This is a genomic window from Mesorhizobium sp. M0500, from assembly GCF_040321165.1.
Taxonomy (GTDB): Bacteria; Pseudomonadota; Alphaproteobacteria; order Rhizobiales; family Rhizobiaceae; genus Mesorhizobium.
Genome location: NZ_JAMYRB010000054.1, coordinates 1 through 14,297, shown reverse-complemented (window position 1 = coordinate 14,297; position 14,297 = coordinate 1). Strand labels below are relative to the sequence as shown.

The window sequence follows — 14,297 nt, the reverse complement described above, 5'->3', positions numbered from 1 at the left end:
ACCACGAGATCGACTGGCTCACGTGAAAGAACATAGTCAAACTGCTTGCTATCGTGGACTGCGGTTACCTTCAGGGCATGCATCGTGAGATACTCGGCGATGAGGCGCCGCATTGCGGCATCATCGTCAATGACAAGAACATGTTTCAACGGCGCACCTTCAATCTTGAATCCCCTTGTCTAAACCTGTTGCCGAGCAACCCTGGGGCACCGACCCAGAACAGCTGCTCCTTGATACCACTCGCCGTTGCGTGCGGCCAATGTGAGGCCGTGCTCGTCCTGTTCTTTTCATCCCCAGCGAATTGACCGCACCAAGGCAGCCCGTGGCCACCAGACAGGTCCAAGCGCCGACATGACCCTGCCGTGTGGTCCTTCGCTTTTTCGCTTCGAGCTCCCCCGTTGGTGCAGGCCTGCCAATATCACTCAAGTTCGACCTCATGGATGCCAAGTTTCCTGCTATGCCGTTGCATCCTGGTCATCCTGGAGTTTGCGGACCTGGATCATCTCGATATCCTCCGGCTCGTGGATCCAGCTCGGACATGGTTGAGCAGCGCGGCGTTTGGCTTGATCGGAGAGGCGGTCGGCGGAAGAAGACCGTGATTCGCTGCAGCGGCCTTGTGCAAAATAGTGTGTCTCCTGCCAAGCCGGCTTCGTCCAAGGTGGCCGGCGGCCTCAAATGCTGTTCGGCGACCGGCAGGTCGCCGGTTGCGGTGAACGTCCGGGCTAACATTTCTCAGTTACTGCAACTCCTCCATCTTGAGCGTGTCACTATGCTTGTCCATTGCGCCGTCGGACTCCGTCAATGACGTGCGGTTATCTGCCGATGGGACTGTGCATGATCCACCCTTTGGCGGCGGCGGCCGAACAGCTGAACGAGGCTCGCACCAGGATGGGCTGCGCCGCCACGTCTTCCCAGTTGACCCTCGCCGCCGCGGATTTGCGCCTTCGAGCCAGCTTCACGGACGAGCTCGCGTCTCAAGCAATGATCTGAGTGTGCAGGGCCGCGCATGGCTGCTCTTTAAGGACCGGCAGCATACCGGCAAAGTTGGGCCGCTTTATCGCCTTAGTCGATTCCCCACGGTGATCCCGAGCCTGAACAAGCCCGCCAAGCTCCCCATTTTGTCCTTGGCTTGGCGCTGACAGAAGTACCATCCATGACGCCAAAGTCGCGGCCCACACTCCAGGAGCAACGGACGGCCGGGACGAGCAATCCTGTACAGGAGTCATTGTACCAAGATGCTCCGGATGTCGCTGGCTGATCGGGCCCGCGCCACCCACGCATGCGCAAGATGCTCACCCACGCTGATACGAACACGGTCTTTGCTTCAATTGAAACCGAAAAGCTGAACTTGAACATCACACAGTAACAAACCTCCCCGATAAGCGCGTGCCGGACAGGGCCAGAACCCGTCCGGCGGCTTGGAAAGGTAGGTGATAGGGAATGTTTATTGCAGCTTGGCCGCTGGCCATCGTCCTGATGACATCCATGTCACTCCCAGCCGAGCCCGCGCCACTTTCTCCGCGTGAGTTCCGCAGCCTGTCGCGCAAATGCGCCCCCTGGGTTGCGCCGTCCACCCTCGCCGCGATTGCCAAGATTGAAAGTGGCTTTGAAACGCTGGTGGCTCATGACAACACCACAGGTGAGCAGCTTCGCTGGATAGACCACCTGGAAGCCACGCGGGGCATCAAGGAACGCCTCGAAGCACAACATTCTGTCGATGTTGGATTGATGCAGATAAACAGCAAGAACTTTGCCATGCTCAATCTCACGCCGGAAAGGGCTTTCGAGCCCTGCGCCTCGCTTTCGGCTGCCGCCCACTTGCTTGAAAGCCGGTATGCCGGCGGCACCACTGCTGTGGCACAGCAACTGGCGCTTCGCCGTGCCATCTCGGCCTATAACACGGGCGACGTCACGCATGGCTTCGCCAACGGTTATGTACGCAAGGTCGAGTCGGCCGCAAAGGACATCTCAAGTCTCCTTGAGAGAACGCTGGAGCCGACTGCTCGAGATGTGCCGCACCTTGAGGCACCCGGTCGGAAAGCCGTGCCGCCTCTGCTCCAGCAGAGCCAACAGGCCAATAGAAAGAAGCAGCCCAACCAAGATTCTTGGGACATCTGGGGCTCGTATCAGCCAGACCGCTCCGGGGCCGATCCCTCCGATCCGACAGGTAGCCAGGCTGCGAAAGCACGGGAACCCTCGAACCCGAACAAACTCGTATTCGATTGAAACATGGAGATGCAATGATGACGCCACTCAAGATACTTCGTGCGCTTAAAACGCGTGTTCCTTCGCCTTTTTCCATGCTGCGCATAGCGGCTGAATATGTACCGGCCGCTGCTGCAGGCGCGGCGTGGACGGTCTTCTACAGCGGGCCAGCCGCGGCTCAGGTGACCGGAGGGACGGATCCTGCCAAGATGGTCCAGAATATCTGCACGTTCATACTTGGCCCCTTTGGACAATCACTGGCCGTGCTCGGGCTCGTAGCCATCGGTATCTCTTGGATGTTCGGTCGTGCTTCACTTGGCCTGGTTGCGGGTGTCGTTGGAGGGATCGTCATCATGTTCGGGGCCAGCTTCCTGGGCAAGGCGCTCATAGGCGGTGGCTGATGAGCGACCGGTTGGAAGTGAGCACCCTCTATGTGGCGGCGACGCGCCCCGCACTGTTTCTGGGGGTGCCGCTGACGCTGGCCGGATTGCTCATGATGTTGGCTGGGCTTGTTATCATTATCCTTCAGAACCCGCTTTACGAAATCGTTCTCGCGCCACTCTGGTTCGGAGCACGGCTGGTTGTTGAGCGTGACTATAACGCGGCAAGCGTCGTGCTGCTCTATTTGCAGACGGCCGGCAGAAGCGTGGACGGGCCGGTCTGGGGAGGCGCAAGCGTCAGCGCCAATCCGATCAGAGTGCCGAAACGCGGAAGAGGAATGGTGTAATGTTCGGCGCCAGCGGCCGGACCGAGAGGTCTGGCGAGATCTACCTTCCGTATGTTGGTCACGTAAGCGATCAGGTTGTCATTCTGGAAGACGGATCGATCATGGCCATGGCACATGTGAACGGTCTGCCCTTTGATTTGGAAGACACTGAGATGCGCAACTCGCGCTGCCGCGCGTTCAACACTCTCTTGCGCAACATCGCCGACGACAATGTCTCGATATACGCTCATCTTGTGAGACACAACGATGTGCCGGCGCCGGCGCCGCGCCAGTTTCAAAGTGCATTCGCTGGCAGTCTGAGCGAGGCCTACGAGCGTCGTGTGCTGTCGGGAAAGCTCTTTCGCAACGATCACTTCCTCACTTTGATCGTGTCCCCCCGCACCGCAATCGGCAAGATCGGCTTGCGGATTGCCAAGTCCCGCAGACGGAATGAGCACGATCTAGCCACCCAAATGCGGAGCCTGGAAGACCTCTGGCACATCATTGCTGGCGCACTCGGCGGTTACGGTCTGCGCCGGTTGGGCATTCGAGAGAAAGGCAACGTGCTCTTCACGGAAATCGGCGAGGCGCTTCGGCTCATGATGACTTGCCGGTTTCTTCCGGTTCCGATGGTTACCGGCTCACTTGGCGCCTCGATCTACACTGACCAGGTCATCTGCGGGAAGCGGGCGCTTGAGATTCGAAGGCCCGGGGATAGCTCCGTCGGATCATTGTTTTCGTTCCGTGAATATCCGGCGACGACGCGGCCGGGCATGCTAAATTCCTTGCTGTCCGCCAACTTCCCGCTTGTCCTGAGCCAGAGCTTTTCCTTCCTCACTCGCCCACAAGCTCATGCCAAACTAAGCCTTAAGTCCAGCCAGATGACGAGTGCCGGCGACAAGGCCCTCACCCAGATCAATGAACTTGCCGAGGCAGAGGACGCACTGGCAAGCAACGAATTCGTGATGGGTTCGCATCATCTGAGCCTGTGCGTCTATGCCGACAGCCTCAATACCCTTGCAGATCGCGCAGCAAGTGCCCGCGCACGGCTGGCCGACGCGGGCGCCGTTATCGTCCAAGAGGGCATCGGCATGGAGGCCGCATATTGGTCCCAACTTCCGGGGAACAACAGGTGGCGCACGCGCCCGGGGGCGATCACCTCACACAATTTTGCCGGGCTCGTCTCATTTGAGAACTTCCCAAGCGGTTCCAGTTCCGGCCACTGGGGCAATGCTGTTGCGCGCTTTCGCACAAACGGTGGAACTTCTTTCGACTACATCCCCCATGAGAATGACGTCGGCATGACGGCAATATTCGGGCCCGTTGGCAAAGGCAAGACGACGCTGATGACCTTTGTCCTCGCGATGCTTGAGCAAAGCCTGGTCGATCGCAATGGTGCGATCGTCTTCTTCGACAAGGATCGGGGTGGTGAACTGCTGGTGCGAGCCACGGGAGGGACATATCTTGCGTTGCGCAGAGGCGCTCCGAGCGGCTTGGCCCCTCTGCGTGGACTGGACAACACCTCCGCCTCGCGAGACTTTCTACGCGAGTGGTTGATGGCCCTGATCGAGAGTGACGGCCGTGGTCCGATCTCGCCGGAGGAAAGCCGTCGGCTGGAACGCGGCATTGTTCGTCAGCTTTCGTTCGAACCCCCTATGCGCTCACTTGCGGGCCTGCGCGAATTCCTATTGCACAGCCCCTCCGAGGGCGCAGGAGCACGGCTGCAGCGGTGGTGTAGAGGGGGGGCGCTTGGATGGGCTTTTGACGGCGACGTGGACGAAGTAAGGCTGGATGCCTCCATTACGGGCTTCGACATGACGCAGCTCCTGGAATATGAGGAGGTCTGTGCACCGGCCGCCGCATACCTTCTGCATCGAGTGGGCGCTATCGTCGATGGTCGTCGGTTCGTCATGAGCTGCGACGAATTTCGATTCTATCTACTAAACCCCCAATTCTCGGCCGTTATCGACAAGTTCTTGCTCACGGTCCGCAAAAACAACGGCATGTTGATACTCGCAACGCAGCAGCCTGAACACGTTCTGGAATCGCCTCTCGGAGCTAGTCTCGTTGCGCAATGTATGACGAAAATTTTCTACCCATCACCGACGGCGGACCGCTCTGCGTATGTCGATGGCTTGAAGTGCACTGCGCAGGAGTTCGAGGCAATCCGCCAGGGAATGGCAATCGGCAGCCGCAAGTTTTTGCTCAAGCGCGATAGCGGGAGTATTGTTTGCGAATTCGATCTTGGGCAGATGCGCGAGTACGTAGCCGTACTCTCGGGGCGGGCCAACACAGTGCGCTTTGCCGACCAGCTTCGTAACCAGCACGGAGACGCCCCAAGTGGGTGGCTCGACAAGTTCATGGCCCGGTACCACGAAGTTCAAGACTGACGGAGGAATATTCATGAAATTTGCCAAACTTGCAGTAACGACCCTTGCTGCTTCCCTTCTGCTTCACGGACAGGCCCGTTCGCAATTTATCGTCAGCGACCCTGTAACAGAAACACAAGCGACCTTAACAGCCCTTTCCAATGCGGCGATCCTTGAGAGGTCAATCGAGACGCTCGCTACCACGATTGAAATGGTGACAATTCTAACGTCGTCATTCGCTGTCACGGGACTGCTAAGCTCACTGAACCAAGGAAATCACTACCCGTCGAGCAATAAGCTGGAGGAGCAGATGTTTGATGCTCGGGCGCCAGCTTCGATTATGGCCCGTAACATTGCGAAGGACCCAAATCGGATAGTCAACGGCACCGATTCAGAAGCGAAACTGTTACAGGGACAAATCGCCGGGGCCGCCAATGCCGCAGCTATTGCAGCCGACACTTTGGGCATGATGGACAAGCGCCTTAAGGATAACGCCGGCACGCTTGGTCAGCTTTCCCGCTCGGGAAATATTATGCAGGCCACCGTGACCAACGGTCTGGTCCTCAAGCAGATTCACGATGCGATGATCCAAAATGTCCAGGCCACGAGTCTGCTGACAATGGCCACTGCACAAGGGAGCCTTCACGCCGTGGAGGAGGCCGCCACGCAGCGTCGCGAACATCAGGACACCGCTAATATGTTTAGCATCCTCCCGTAAACCACACAGAGTTCATCCTGCTAAGCTGCGCTGATCAGGGACACATCAGGCTCACGCCATGAATTTCAAAATTCCCGCGCCATTCACGACTATACACACGATCTTTCATGGGGCCTTCACGTCCGGGCTGCACAAAGTGCTTGAAAACATCCAAGAGGCGGTCAGTGCGCCTCTGGTTGCGTGTGTCACGCTCTGGATAATAATCCAAGGCTGTCTGGTCATGCGTGGTCAAGTCGATGCGCGCGGGGGTATCTCGCGCGTAATCATGGTGTCGATTGTCGTTGCCCTTATCTTAGGGCAGGCCAACTATCAGCAGTACATTGAAGCGCTCTTCGACGACACGATTCCGAGGTTGGCTCACGACATCAGTGGCAGCGACTTGCCCTTCATCGGAATCCCCCAGAAGCTCGATCTCATGTTTGCTTCAAGCCAGTATGTCTTTCAGCTGATTGCTTCCGAAATTGGGCCTATGAACGGCCAGGACATACTTGCTTTCGAGGGAGCGCAATGGATTTTCTACGGCGCGCTGTGGACAGCGTTCGAGATCTACGATGCCGTTGGAATTCTGACGAAGGTGCTCTTGACGATCGGCCCCCTGGTCCTTGTAGGCTACCTTTTTGATCACACTCGAGACATAGCCACCAGATGGATCGGCCAACTGCTCTCGTACGGGCTGCTGCTTCTCCTCCTCAACATCGTTGCAACGATAGTAATCGCTGCCGAAGCAGTCTCGCTGGCAGCCATGCTTTTGATGATCAAATTCTCGGGCACGACAGCAGCCAAGATCATCGGGCTTTACGAGCTCGACATGCTTTTCCTAGCTGGTGACGCTCTGATCGTCGCGCTTCCGACGATCGCCAGCAGCATCGCCGGCGGCTCTTGGGGAGGTGCGAACCGACCTCTTAACAGCCTCAATCGCCACTTTGCCAAAACGGCGGGTGGTTAATCAATCGACAAGCTCGGTGCCAAAAACATGAAATATTGCCTACTTCTGTCAATCCTCGCTTTGGCCGCCTGCAAGACGAGCCATGGGCTTGCGACATGCGCGGGTGCCCCATTCCAACTGAACGTGGGACAATGGGAAACCACCCCTGAGGATCTTCAGGTCGAATGCGCGGAAGAGCCAAAGTGAAAGTTCCTGAACATGCCCTTCTGGTGGAGAGAGAAACGCTAGCCGCCCACTATAAGAAGGTGGAAGCGTTTCAAACTTCACGAGCGAAGTCTGCGCGGCGCCTGTCAAAGGCCCTGATAGCCTTTGCCGCAGCGGCGGTCCTAGGAAATGTTGCCCAGGCATTTACCATTGCTGCCATGGTCCCGTTGGCCAAGCTCGTACCTGTGTTCCTCTGGGTCCGGCCGGATGGGACCGTCGACAGCGAAGTGTCAGTCTCTCGACTGCCGGCAACCCAAGACCGAGCCGTCATAAATGCTTCGCTGTGGGAATATGTACGCCTGCGCGAGGGGTACACAGCAGATACAGCCCAATACGCCTATGACCTCGTATCCAGTTTCAGCGCGCCGGCTGTGCGACAGCAATATCAAGATTTCTTCAACTATCCGAATCCCACCTCGCCGCAAGTCACGGTCGGCAAACGCGGCAAGCTCGAGGTCGGGCATATTTCTTCAAACGACATCAGTCCGGACGTTCAACAGATCCGTTACAAACGTACGCTTGTTGTCGATGGGCAGATGCCGATAGTGACCACCTGGACAGCTACCATCCGCTACGAGCGCTTGACGGGTCTGCCTGGGCAATCGAGGCTCACCAATCCGGGAGGTCTACTCGTCACTTCCTATCAAAGCTCGGAAGATAGCGTATCGAACCTGGGCTATGTGCAGCCATGACAAAAAGAGCGTTTCTCGCGCTGGTCTGTTCACTCTTCTTAACGATGGAAGCGTCCGCGGAAGACACACCACTTGCCGGCAAGCATGATGCGCGCATGCGCTACCTGGCTTACCGTCCTGACGAAGTGGTGCGCCTGTCTACCGCAGTGGGGGCAACGCTGGTTGTCACATTCGCGGCCAACGAGACAGTCGCAGCCGTGGCCGTTTCCAATAGCAAAGACCTGGCTGCGCTCCCGCGCGCCAACTATCTCTTTTTTAAGGCTAGCCGGATGCTCCCGCCGCAGCCGGTCATCGTGCTGGCCGAGAGTGAGTCCGGTACACGGAGATACGTCTTCAGTATTTCAACGAGAGCGATGCCAAAACTCGATGAGCAGCAACCTGACCTATACTACAGTGTGCAGTTCACCTATCCTGCTGATGAGGCTGCTGCTCAGAGAAAGGACGCAGAAAGGCGCTCGATTCTTGGTCAGGCCCGGGCGAAAGTGCTGCGCGACGAGAGAGTTCAGGATTTGTTGAATCGGCCCGCCGCAACTACCAGTCCGGACGAAAGCAATTTTCACTACGTCGCAAAGGGCGATCGATCGCTGGCGCCGCTGGAAGTTTTCGATAATGGCTTTACCACCGTATTTGGCTTCGCAAGCAATTCCCGCATACCCTCCCTCTACATTATCAATCCCGACGGCAAGGAAGCCGCTGCCAATTACACGGTCAAAGGAGACTATGTTGAAGTATCCGCAGTCGCCCGGGAATGGCGTCTGAGAGATGGCAATACGGTCTTGTCCATTTTCAACAGGGCTTATGACCCTGTGGGACGAGCGCCAGGGACCGGTACAGTGACACCCGACGTGTGGCGCGTTTTGAAAGGCCCGGCCGATGAATGAAACCGGCCCACAGTCGGGACATGATGTCCATGCCTCAGGATCGATGGTCTCGGAGCCGGCCCGCCGGCATGTTTCGGGATTGCAGAAGTTGGCCGTCGCTGCTCTTGTTCTCATCTCATCTCTATCGCTCATCTGGCTCGGCGGTCGTCCCAGCACACAAGACGAGCCAACTCAGCCAAAACCTCCAATTGTCGCCGACGCCGAGCCATTCCGCCCCGTGCCGATTGAGATTGCTCCCGAAGCTCCAGCACCCGTACAGGCGGCGCAGGCAGGAGATCCTGCGCCATCCACGCCGCCTCCGGCGCCAGCTGATCCGCCGCCGGAGGAAACACCAATTTTCGCCTACAGTGGCAGCGGTCAAATGCCCAACGACGGTCAGCGGAGCGAAGACAACCATAGGGATGCTCCCGCGACCTCGCATGAGATTTCAGACGCTGGCGATCTGACGGGGCGATTGAAGCCAGATATACAGGAGCCAAGCCGGGCCACACTTTTGCCGCACCCTGATCTCGTGATTACCCAAGGAACGATAATTCCCTGCATTTTGCAAACGGCAGTCGACACAAATTTACCGGGTTATGTGAAGTGCGTCTTACCTAAAGACGTCCGCGGCGCCACCAACAACGTGGTGCTTTTGGATCGCGGGACGACCGTGATTGGCGAGATCCAGCGTGGTCTCCAACAGGGGGATGCGCGTGTCTTCGTGCTGTGGACGCGCATCGAAACGCCTGACCATGCCCTCGTTTCGCTAGCGTCGCCGGGCGCTGACGAGCTCGGCCGCTCCGGAATGCCTGGCACGGTGGATAATCACTTCTGGCAGCGCTTTGGCGGAGCAATGCTCATGAGCGTCATTCAAGGCGCGTTTCAGGCCGCCGGTCAATACGCTGGCAGCTCAGGTGGAGGAAGCGGCATCAACAGCTTCCAGAGCAACGCCGGACAAGCCGTTGACACGACCCTTAGAGCAACGATCAACGTTCCGCCAACTCTGAAGAAAAACCAGGGAGATGCTGTATCGATCTTTGTGGCTCGGGACCTCGATTTCTCAGATGTATACGATCTTAGACCGATCGCCGTGGCGCCAGCCCCCCAACATCGCCAACGCCGGAGAGACAACAATGCGACCGGAGGCTGACCCTCAATTGCGTTTGCTTCTCAACCCTGTTTTGAAATGGCTTGAGGAGCCAAGGACCGAAGAGGTCGCTATCAACCGGCCTGGGGAAGCCTTTGTCCGACAGGCCGGCGTTTTCACGAAACATCCGCTACCGCTATCTTATGACGATCTGGAGGACATCGCGATCCTCGCTGGAGCGCTGCGCAAGCAAGATGTCGGACCGCAAAGCCCCCTCTGTGCGACTGAGCTGCCGAACGGAGAGCGGCTGCAGATCTGTTTGCCGCCCGCTGTTCCCTCAGGAACAATAAGCCTGACGATACGGCGTCCCTCAAGTCGTGTGACCGAACTCAAGGAAGTTTCTTCTCGCTACGAATACTCGCGTTGGAATCAATGGCGGTCACGAAAGGAGCGCCAAGAGCGGCAGGACGAAACGATTCTTCAGCACTACGACCATGGTGACTTGGAGCAATTTTTGCGAGCATGCGTTTGCGGGCGGCTCACGATGCTGCTTTGCGGACCTACTGGAAGCGGCAAAACGACAATGAGCAAGACTTTGATCAACGCTATACCCCCGCAAGAGAGGCTGATAAGTATCGAGGACACGCTCGAACTTGCAATCCCGCACGAGAACCATGTCCGGTTACTCTATCCGAAGGACCGAGCAAGCGTAGGTGCGGTGACAGCCGAGCAACTGTTGCAAGCCAGCTTGCGCATGCGCCCTGATCGAATATTGCTTGGCGAGATGCGCGATGATGCTGCTTGGGCCTACCTTAGCGAAGTCGTCTCCGGCCATGCGGGATCAATATCAACGATTCATGGGGCGGATCCGGTCCAAGGCTTTAAAAAGCTCTTTTCACTCGTCAAGAGCAGCCCGCAAGGAGCTGCTGTGGAAGACCACACGCTTCTTGACCTGCTGTCGGCTGCCATTGACGTCATTGTGCCGTTCAGTACCCACGGCGACGTGTATGAGGTGGGGGAGGTGTGGCTCGCCGCCGATGCCCGGCGACGCGGAGAGACAGTAGCCGACCTTCTTAACAAGCACTAAGGCTAGAGCACGTCGGGGATCGGTAAGTCGTTTGTGATACGATGGCGTAATTTGTTCAGATTGAACGTCCACTTTGATTTGAGGGAGGTGGATAATGGGAGGAGGACTGGGCGTAGACCTTCGGTCACAAGTCTGAAGTCTTCGGGCGCCCTTTCGGCGCGGCAAGTTGCGGCACGATTCGACTGGGTGTATCGAGCGCGTCCGCTGAATTGCGCGGGCGACGCTCACCGAGCTGGTGCCGATGCCTGCTTCAAAAGCGGCATCCACACCCGGCAGGTCGTACCCTTGATTTACCTAGCCGCGCTCAATGAGTGTCTTCAAAGCCGCCGAACGTGGTTCGGAATGACCGGTGGTAAATCGGGAAGTGCCATATAGGGAATCCTCCTGGTATTGCCTCCAGGGGGTCCTCTCAATGAACAAAGCCGCAACCTGCCTTGCGACCTCAGCTGGAGTTTGCGACGCAACCCATAGGAGGATCGATGCGCAGAGAAATCGCAGGCAGAGTCGGTGGCATTGTGGGCTGGCCGACCGACGGTTTCAGCCCGTCAACAGGTCTTCACGTGTTCCATCCCCGACTATTGCAGGCGTGCGGCTTGCATGCTCCCGCGATCACCCATCGGAAAGAGCGTTACGAACACTACGAAGAGTTGCGCGACTTCCGCTGTCGCCCCGGTCTTACAGCGGACGGTGACCTGTCCGACCTTGATAGGACGTGAAATGCGAACGCTGCTCATTGATCATCATGTGGATCTTACGCGCGCTGTGCGAGTTGCGCTCGGGGATAGCGGTTTTGCCGTTGATGTAGTTGGCAACCTGGAACAGGCGTCGAGGGCATTTTGTTGCGCAACCTATGAAATTCTCCTGCTGGAGTTGGCTCTGCCAGATGGCGATGGCTTGGGCTGGCTGAGACAGCTAAGGAGCGACGGGCATTCAGTTCCAACCCTCATTATGAGTAGCATCAACGATCTCGAGAAGCGAATTGCAATTTTCAACGGTGGCGCGGACGACTTTCTGCTCAAGCCCGTCTCTTTCGATGAGCTCATCGCCAGAATGAGAGCCATTCTGCGCCGGTCGACACAGGTGACCGACCCCATCGTTGTATTTGGCAATCTCAATTTCGATCCGATCGGCCGACAGGTTTCCGTCTCGGGTCATCCTCTGAAGATCGCACGCCGCGAACTATGTATTTTAGAGCATCTGCTTATCCGTGCAGGCCGCATCGTGCCTCGTGCGCAGTTGGAAGATCACCTCTATTCGTTCAACGACGAGGTATCTGCCAACGCGCTTGAAGTCGGAATCTATCGCTTACGTGGACACCTGAGTAGGTCAGGTGCAACGCCACGGATCACGACCGTGCGCGGCATTGGTTACCTTCTTGAATTGACTGAGGCGGCATCCGCATAGTTGGTCTAAATTGAAAGAACAGACTGCCTGCCCGTCGTCATGTTGAGCTTGTGGCCATAATGGACATCGCGGCCGCCCTTGACGATGGTGTCGGCATGCGGTTCGAACGGCTCTGTCGCAAACCTTTTGGTAAGCGGAGCATGGCAAGAAAAACGCCTCAGCTGTGGAGGAGCACGTGATGTTCAACGGCCGCCATTTCGACCAGTCGGTGATCCTGCTGTGCGTGCGCTGGTACCTGGCCTACACTCTGAGCCTGCGCGATCTGGAAGAGATGATGGCCGAATGCGGCTTGAAGGTCGCCCATTCCACCGTGCATCGCTGGGTCGCCCACTTCTCGCCGTAGCTGCTGGAGCGCTTCAACCGGCGCAAGCGTGTGGTCGGCAGCAAGTGGCATATGGACGAGACGTACATCAAGGTCTGCGGCCATGGATGTATCTCTACCGCGCCATCGACAGCCTCGGCGACACGGTCGAGTTGTTCTTCAGCGAAAACCGTGACCTGGTGGCGGCCCAACGCTTCCTCCACAAGGCGCTGACGCGCCATGGCCGGCCGGAGCGCATCGTCACCGACGGCAGCCAGACCAATTACGAAGCGATCCTTTCCTGCGACGCTGAAAGCCGGCTGCGGCAGCGATCGCGGCGACCGCTGAAGCCGATCCGCATCCGCAATAGCCGGTATCTCAACAATCGGATCGAACAGGATCACCGGCGTATCAAGCGCCGCATTCCATCCATGCTCGGCTTCAAGTCGCAGGCGAGCGCCGTGGTTATCCTCTCCGGCATCGAGATGATCCACATGATGGGCAAGCGACAGGCGAGGTATGCCTACAAGTCTGTCGATCGCTGTTTCGATATCCTCGCTGCCTGACGGACAGGCCGAAATGGCCGTTCACACCCCCATTTCCAGGTTTGCGACAGAGCCTTTTGTCGGCGTTGCCGGCTTCGAAGGGCCGGTGCGCGCCGAGCGCATCAAGATCACCCCCGGCCACCTTGCTGCGGCCACTCGCCGAGTACGAAGCGGTGGTCGGAGGGAGCTGGTGATGACGACGCTAGATCATGACCTGCTGATCGCAATCCTGGATCGGCTGAAGTTGGGCAAGGCCACCCACGCCTGCTCCGAGGCCCTCCAGGGCAATGGTCTGAGACCTGGGCTCAAGCCCTTCGGCGAGGAGAATGAGACGCCGCTGGAGCTCGGGTGCAAGCGCTGCCACGCCCGCTCCGAGGCCCCACAAGGCCGAAGCGCAGTCGTCGGGGTCACGAGGCCCCTCTGCCACGACGACGAGACGCTGCTGGAGCCCGGTTGCAAGGGCTCCACAGATGGCCTGAACCTGGATCCGCCTTTCTTGAGGCGTTGCGACTATCATCGCGGCGACACGCAGCTCTTGATTTGTGTGCGACATCCTCAGCAGATCCATCGGGCTGAGCCGCTCAGCAATATCAACGAGAATGTCCAGCGGCAGATCAAGGATACTCAGAGGAGGAAACCCTTGATCTTGAGGCTCAGAGCGCGTCTGCTCCACTATAGAACAGGATGATTCACCGGGTCCTTCAACGCCAGCCGCCGGTCCGATGAGAGAATTGTCCCTGATATCACGCTCGATGGGGTTAAATGCCGAGATGGGCGCCTTGCCACGCTCCTCAATGCCCCTCATGATTCACCGCCTATAGCTACCAACTGAATGAATCATCGTGATTGTCGCGCAGCGGAATCCTCAAGGATCGGGCAGTTCGTAGGGGGCGCCGGTTTGACCAGGTTGAGCCCGCGAATTGCTCGATCGGACAAGATCCTAATTCTCGACCATGCGGTGAGGCTCGAAGGAGATCCTCGGGACGCACTCCAAGTTGTCGATCATGTTCGGCACACAAGGAAAGGGCGGCATTGCTGCCGCCCTTTCCGCTGTAGGTTGATAGGGGCTGGATTAGAAATCCATACCGCCCATGCCGCCCATGCCGCCGCCGCCCATGCCGCCAGGCATGCCGCCGCCAGCCGACTCCTTCTTCGGAGCCTCCGCGATCA

At 57.9% G+C, this 14,297-nt stretch carries 13 protein-coding genes and 2 pseudogenes; 14 read left to right on the top strand and 1 reads right to left on the bottom strand.

Annotated elements, in window-relative coordinates; all coding sequences use genetic code 11:
* A pseudogene (locus NKI70_RS33250) lies at window positions 1-149 on the bottom strand (DNA-binding response regulator); the annotation flags it as partial.
* Between the two features lie 1,291 nt (window positions 150-1,440).
* On the opposite strand from NKI70_RS33250, the gene NKI70_RS33245 reads away from it, so the two are divergent.
* The 14 genes and pseudogenes from NKI70_RS33245 to NKI70_RS34150 all read left to right on the top strand — a co-directional run bounded on the left by NKI70_RS33245 (window position 1,441) and on the right by NKI70_RS34150 (window position 13,815).
* Window positions 1,441-2,226: a type IV secretion system lytic transglycosylase VirB1 gene (locus tag NKI70_RS33245; protein ID WP_023673708.1), complete on the top strand. Its 786-nt coding sequence runs from the start codon at window positions 1,441-1,443 to the stop codon at window positions 2,224-2,226.
* Between the two features lie 74 nt (window positions 2,227-2,300).
* Window positions 2,301-2,606, top strand: coding sequence for a pilin major subunit VirB2 (gene virB2 / locus NKI70_RS33240; RefSeq protein ID WP_245274807.1), 306 nt, complete (start codon window positions 2,301-2,303; stop codon window positions 2,604-2,606).
* Window positions 2,606-2,932, top strand: coding sequence for a type IV secretion system protein VirB3 (locus NKI70_RS33235; protein ID WP_023679584.1), 327 nt, complete (start codon window positions 2,606-2,608; stop codon window positions 2,930-2,932). The genes virB2 and NKI70_RS33235 overlap by 1 nt, the downstream gene beginning before the upstream one ends.
* Entirely contained in the window at window positions 2,932-5,301 is a 2,370-nt protein-coding gene (virB4, locus tag NKI70_RS33230; RefSeq protein WP_023679585.1) for a type IV secretion/conjugal transfer ATPase VirB4, read from the top strand. Before NKI70_RS33235 ends, virB4 begins: the two co-directional genes overlap by 1 nt.
* 13 nt (window positions 5,302-5,314) lie before the next feature.
* Window positions 5,315-5,998 carry a TrbJ/VirB5 family protein gene (locus tag NKI70_RS33225; RefSeq protein ID WP_023673704.1) on the top strand — a complete coding sequence of 228 codons (684 nt, stop codon included), beginning with the start codon at window positions 5,315-5,317 and terminating at the stop codon, window positions 5,996-5,998.
* A gap of 58 nt (window positions 5,999-6,056) precedes the next feature.
* The gene (locus NKI70_RS33220) at window positions 6,057-6,944 is read left to right on the top strand and encodes a type IV secretion system protein (RefSeq protein ID WP_023679586.1); all 888 of its coding nucleotides are present in this window, start codon (window positions 6,057-6,059) and stop codon (window positions 6,942-6,944) included.
* A 27-nt stretch (window positions 6,945-6,971) separates the two neighbouring features.
* Window positions 6,972-7,130: a type IV secretion system lipoprotein VirB7 gene (locus NKI70_RS33215; RefSeq protein ID WP_081731114.1), complete on the top strand. Its 159-nt coding sequence runs from the start codon at window positions 6,972-6,974 to the stop codon at window positions 7,128-7,130.
* A complete protein-coding gene (locus tag NKI70_RS33210; protein WP_023679587.1) occupies window positions 7,127-7,840 on the top strand; it encodes a type IV secretion system protein VirB8 in 714 nt (237 codons plus the stop codon). Before NKI70_RS33215 ends, NKI70_RS33210 begins: the two co-directional genes overlap by 4 nt.
* Entirely contained in the window at window positions 7,837-8,721 is an 885-nt protein-coding gene (locus NKI70_RS33205) for a TrbG/VirB9 family P-type conjugative transfer protein (RefSeq protein ID WP_023679588.1), read from the top strand. Before NKI70_RS33210 ends, NKI70_RS33205 begins: the two co-directional genes overlap by 4 nt.
* Entirely contained in the window at window positions 8,714-9,853 is a 1,140-nt protein-coding gene (virB10, locus tag NKI70_RS33200; RefSeq protein ID WP_023679589.1) for a type IV secretion system protein VirB10, read from the top strand. The genes NKI70_RS33205 and virB10 overlap by 8 nt, the downstream gene beginning before the upstream one ends.
* The gene (gene virB11, locus NKI70_RS33195; RefSeq protein WP_023673699.1) at window positions 9,837-10,877 is read left to right on the top strand and encodes a P-type DNA transfer ATPase VirB11; all 1,041 of its coding nucleotides are present in this window, start codon (window positions 9,837-9,839) and stop codon (window positions 10,875-10,877) included. The genes virB10 and virB11 overlap by 17 nt, the downstream gene beginning before the upstream one ends.
* 717 nt (window positions 10,878-11,594) lie before the next feature.
* The gene (locus NKI70_RS33190) at window positions 11,595-12,281 is read left to right on the top strand and encodes a response regulator (RefSeq protein ID WP_352722050.1); all 687 of its coding nucleotides are present in this window, start codon (window positions 11,595-11,597) and stop codon (window positions 12,279-12,281) included.
* A 178-nt stretch (window positions 12,282-12,459) separates the two neighbouring features.
* Window positions 12,460-13,148 (top strand): annotated as a pseudogene (locus NKI70_RS33185) (IS6 family transposase).
* 13 nt (window positions 13,149-13,161) lie between these two features.
* Complete coding sequence (locus NKI70_RS34150) at window positions 13,162-13,815, top strand: hypothetical protein (RefSeq protein ID WP_502894663.1); 654 nt, start codon at window positions 13,162-13,164, stop codon at window positions 13,813-13,815.
* The last annotated feature ends 482 nt before the right edge of the window (window positions 13,816-14,297 follow it).

Excerpts from the sequence above, each read along its gene's own strand:
- NKI70_RS33245 (WP_023673708.1), top strand. The coding sequence starts at position 1,441 with ATGTTTATTGCAGCTTGGCCGCTGGCCATCGTCCTGATGACATCCATG.
- virB2 (WP_245274807.1), top strand. The coding sequence starts at position 2,301 with ATGCTGCGCATAGCGGCTGAATATGTACCGGCCGCTGCTGCAGGCGCG.
- NKI70_RS33235 (WP_023679584.1), top strand. The coding sequence starts at position 2,606 with ATGAGCGACCGGTTGGAAGTGAGCACCCTCTATGTGGCGGCGACGCGC.
- virB4 (WP_023679585.1), top strand. The coding sequence starts at position 2,932 with ATGTTCGGCGCCAGCGGCCGGACCGAGAGGTCTGGCGAGATCTACCTT.
- NKI70_RS33225 (WP_023673704.1), top strand. The coding sequence starts at position 5,315 with ATGAAATTTGCCAAACTTGCAGTAACGACCCTTGCTGCTTCCCTTCTG.
- NKI70_RS33220 (WP_023679586.1), top strand. The coding sequence starts at position 6,057 with ATGAATTTCAAAATTCCCGCGCCATTCACGACTATACACACGATCTTT.
- NKI70_RS33215 (WP_081731114.1), top strand. The coding sequence starts at position 6,972 with ATGAAATATTGCCTACTTCTGTCAATCCTCGCTTTGGCCGCCTGCAAG.
- NKI70_RS33205 (WP_023679588.1), top strand. The coding sequence starts at position 7,837 with ATGACAAAAAGAGCGTTTCTCGCGCTGGTCTGTTCACTCTTCTTAACG.
- virB10 (WP_023679589.1), top strand. The coding sequence starts at position 8,714 with ATGAATGAAACCGGCCCACAGTCGGGACATGATGTCCATGCCTCAGGA.
- virB11 (WP_023673699.1), top strand. The coding sequence starts at position 9,837 with ATGCGACCGGAGGCTGACCCTCAATTGCGTTTGCTTCTCAACCCTGTT.
- NKI70_RS33190 (WP_352722050.1), top strand. The coding sequence starts at position 11,595 with ATGCGAACGCTGCTCATTGATCATCATGTGGATCTTACGCGCGCTGTG.
- NKI70_RS34150 (WP_502894663.1), top strand. The coding sequence starts at position 13,162 with ATGGCCGTTCACACCCCCATTTCCAGGTTTGCGACAGAGCCTTTTGTC.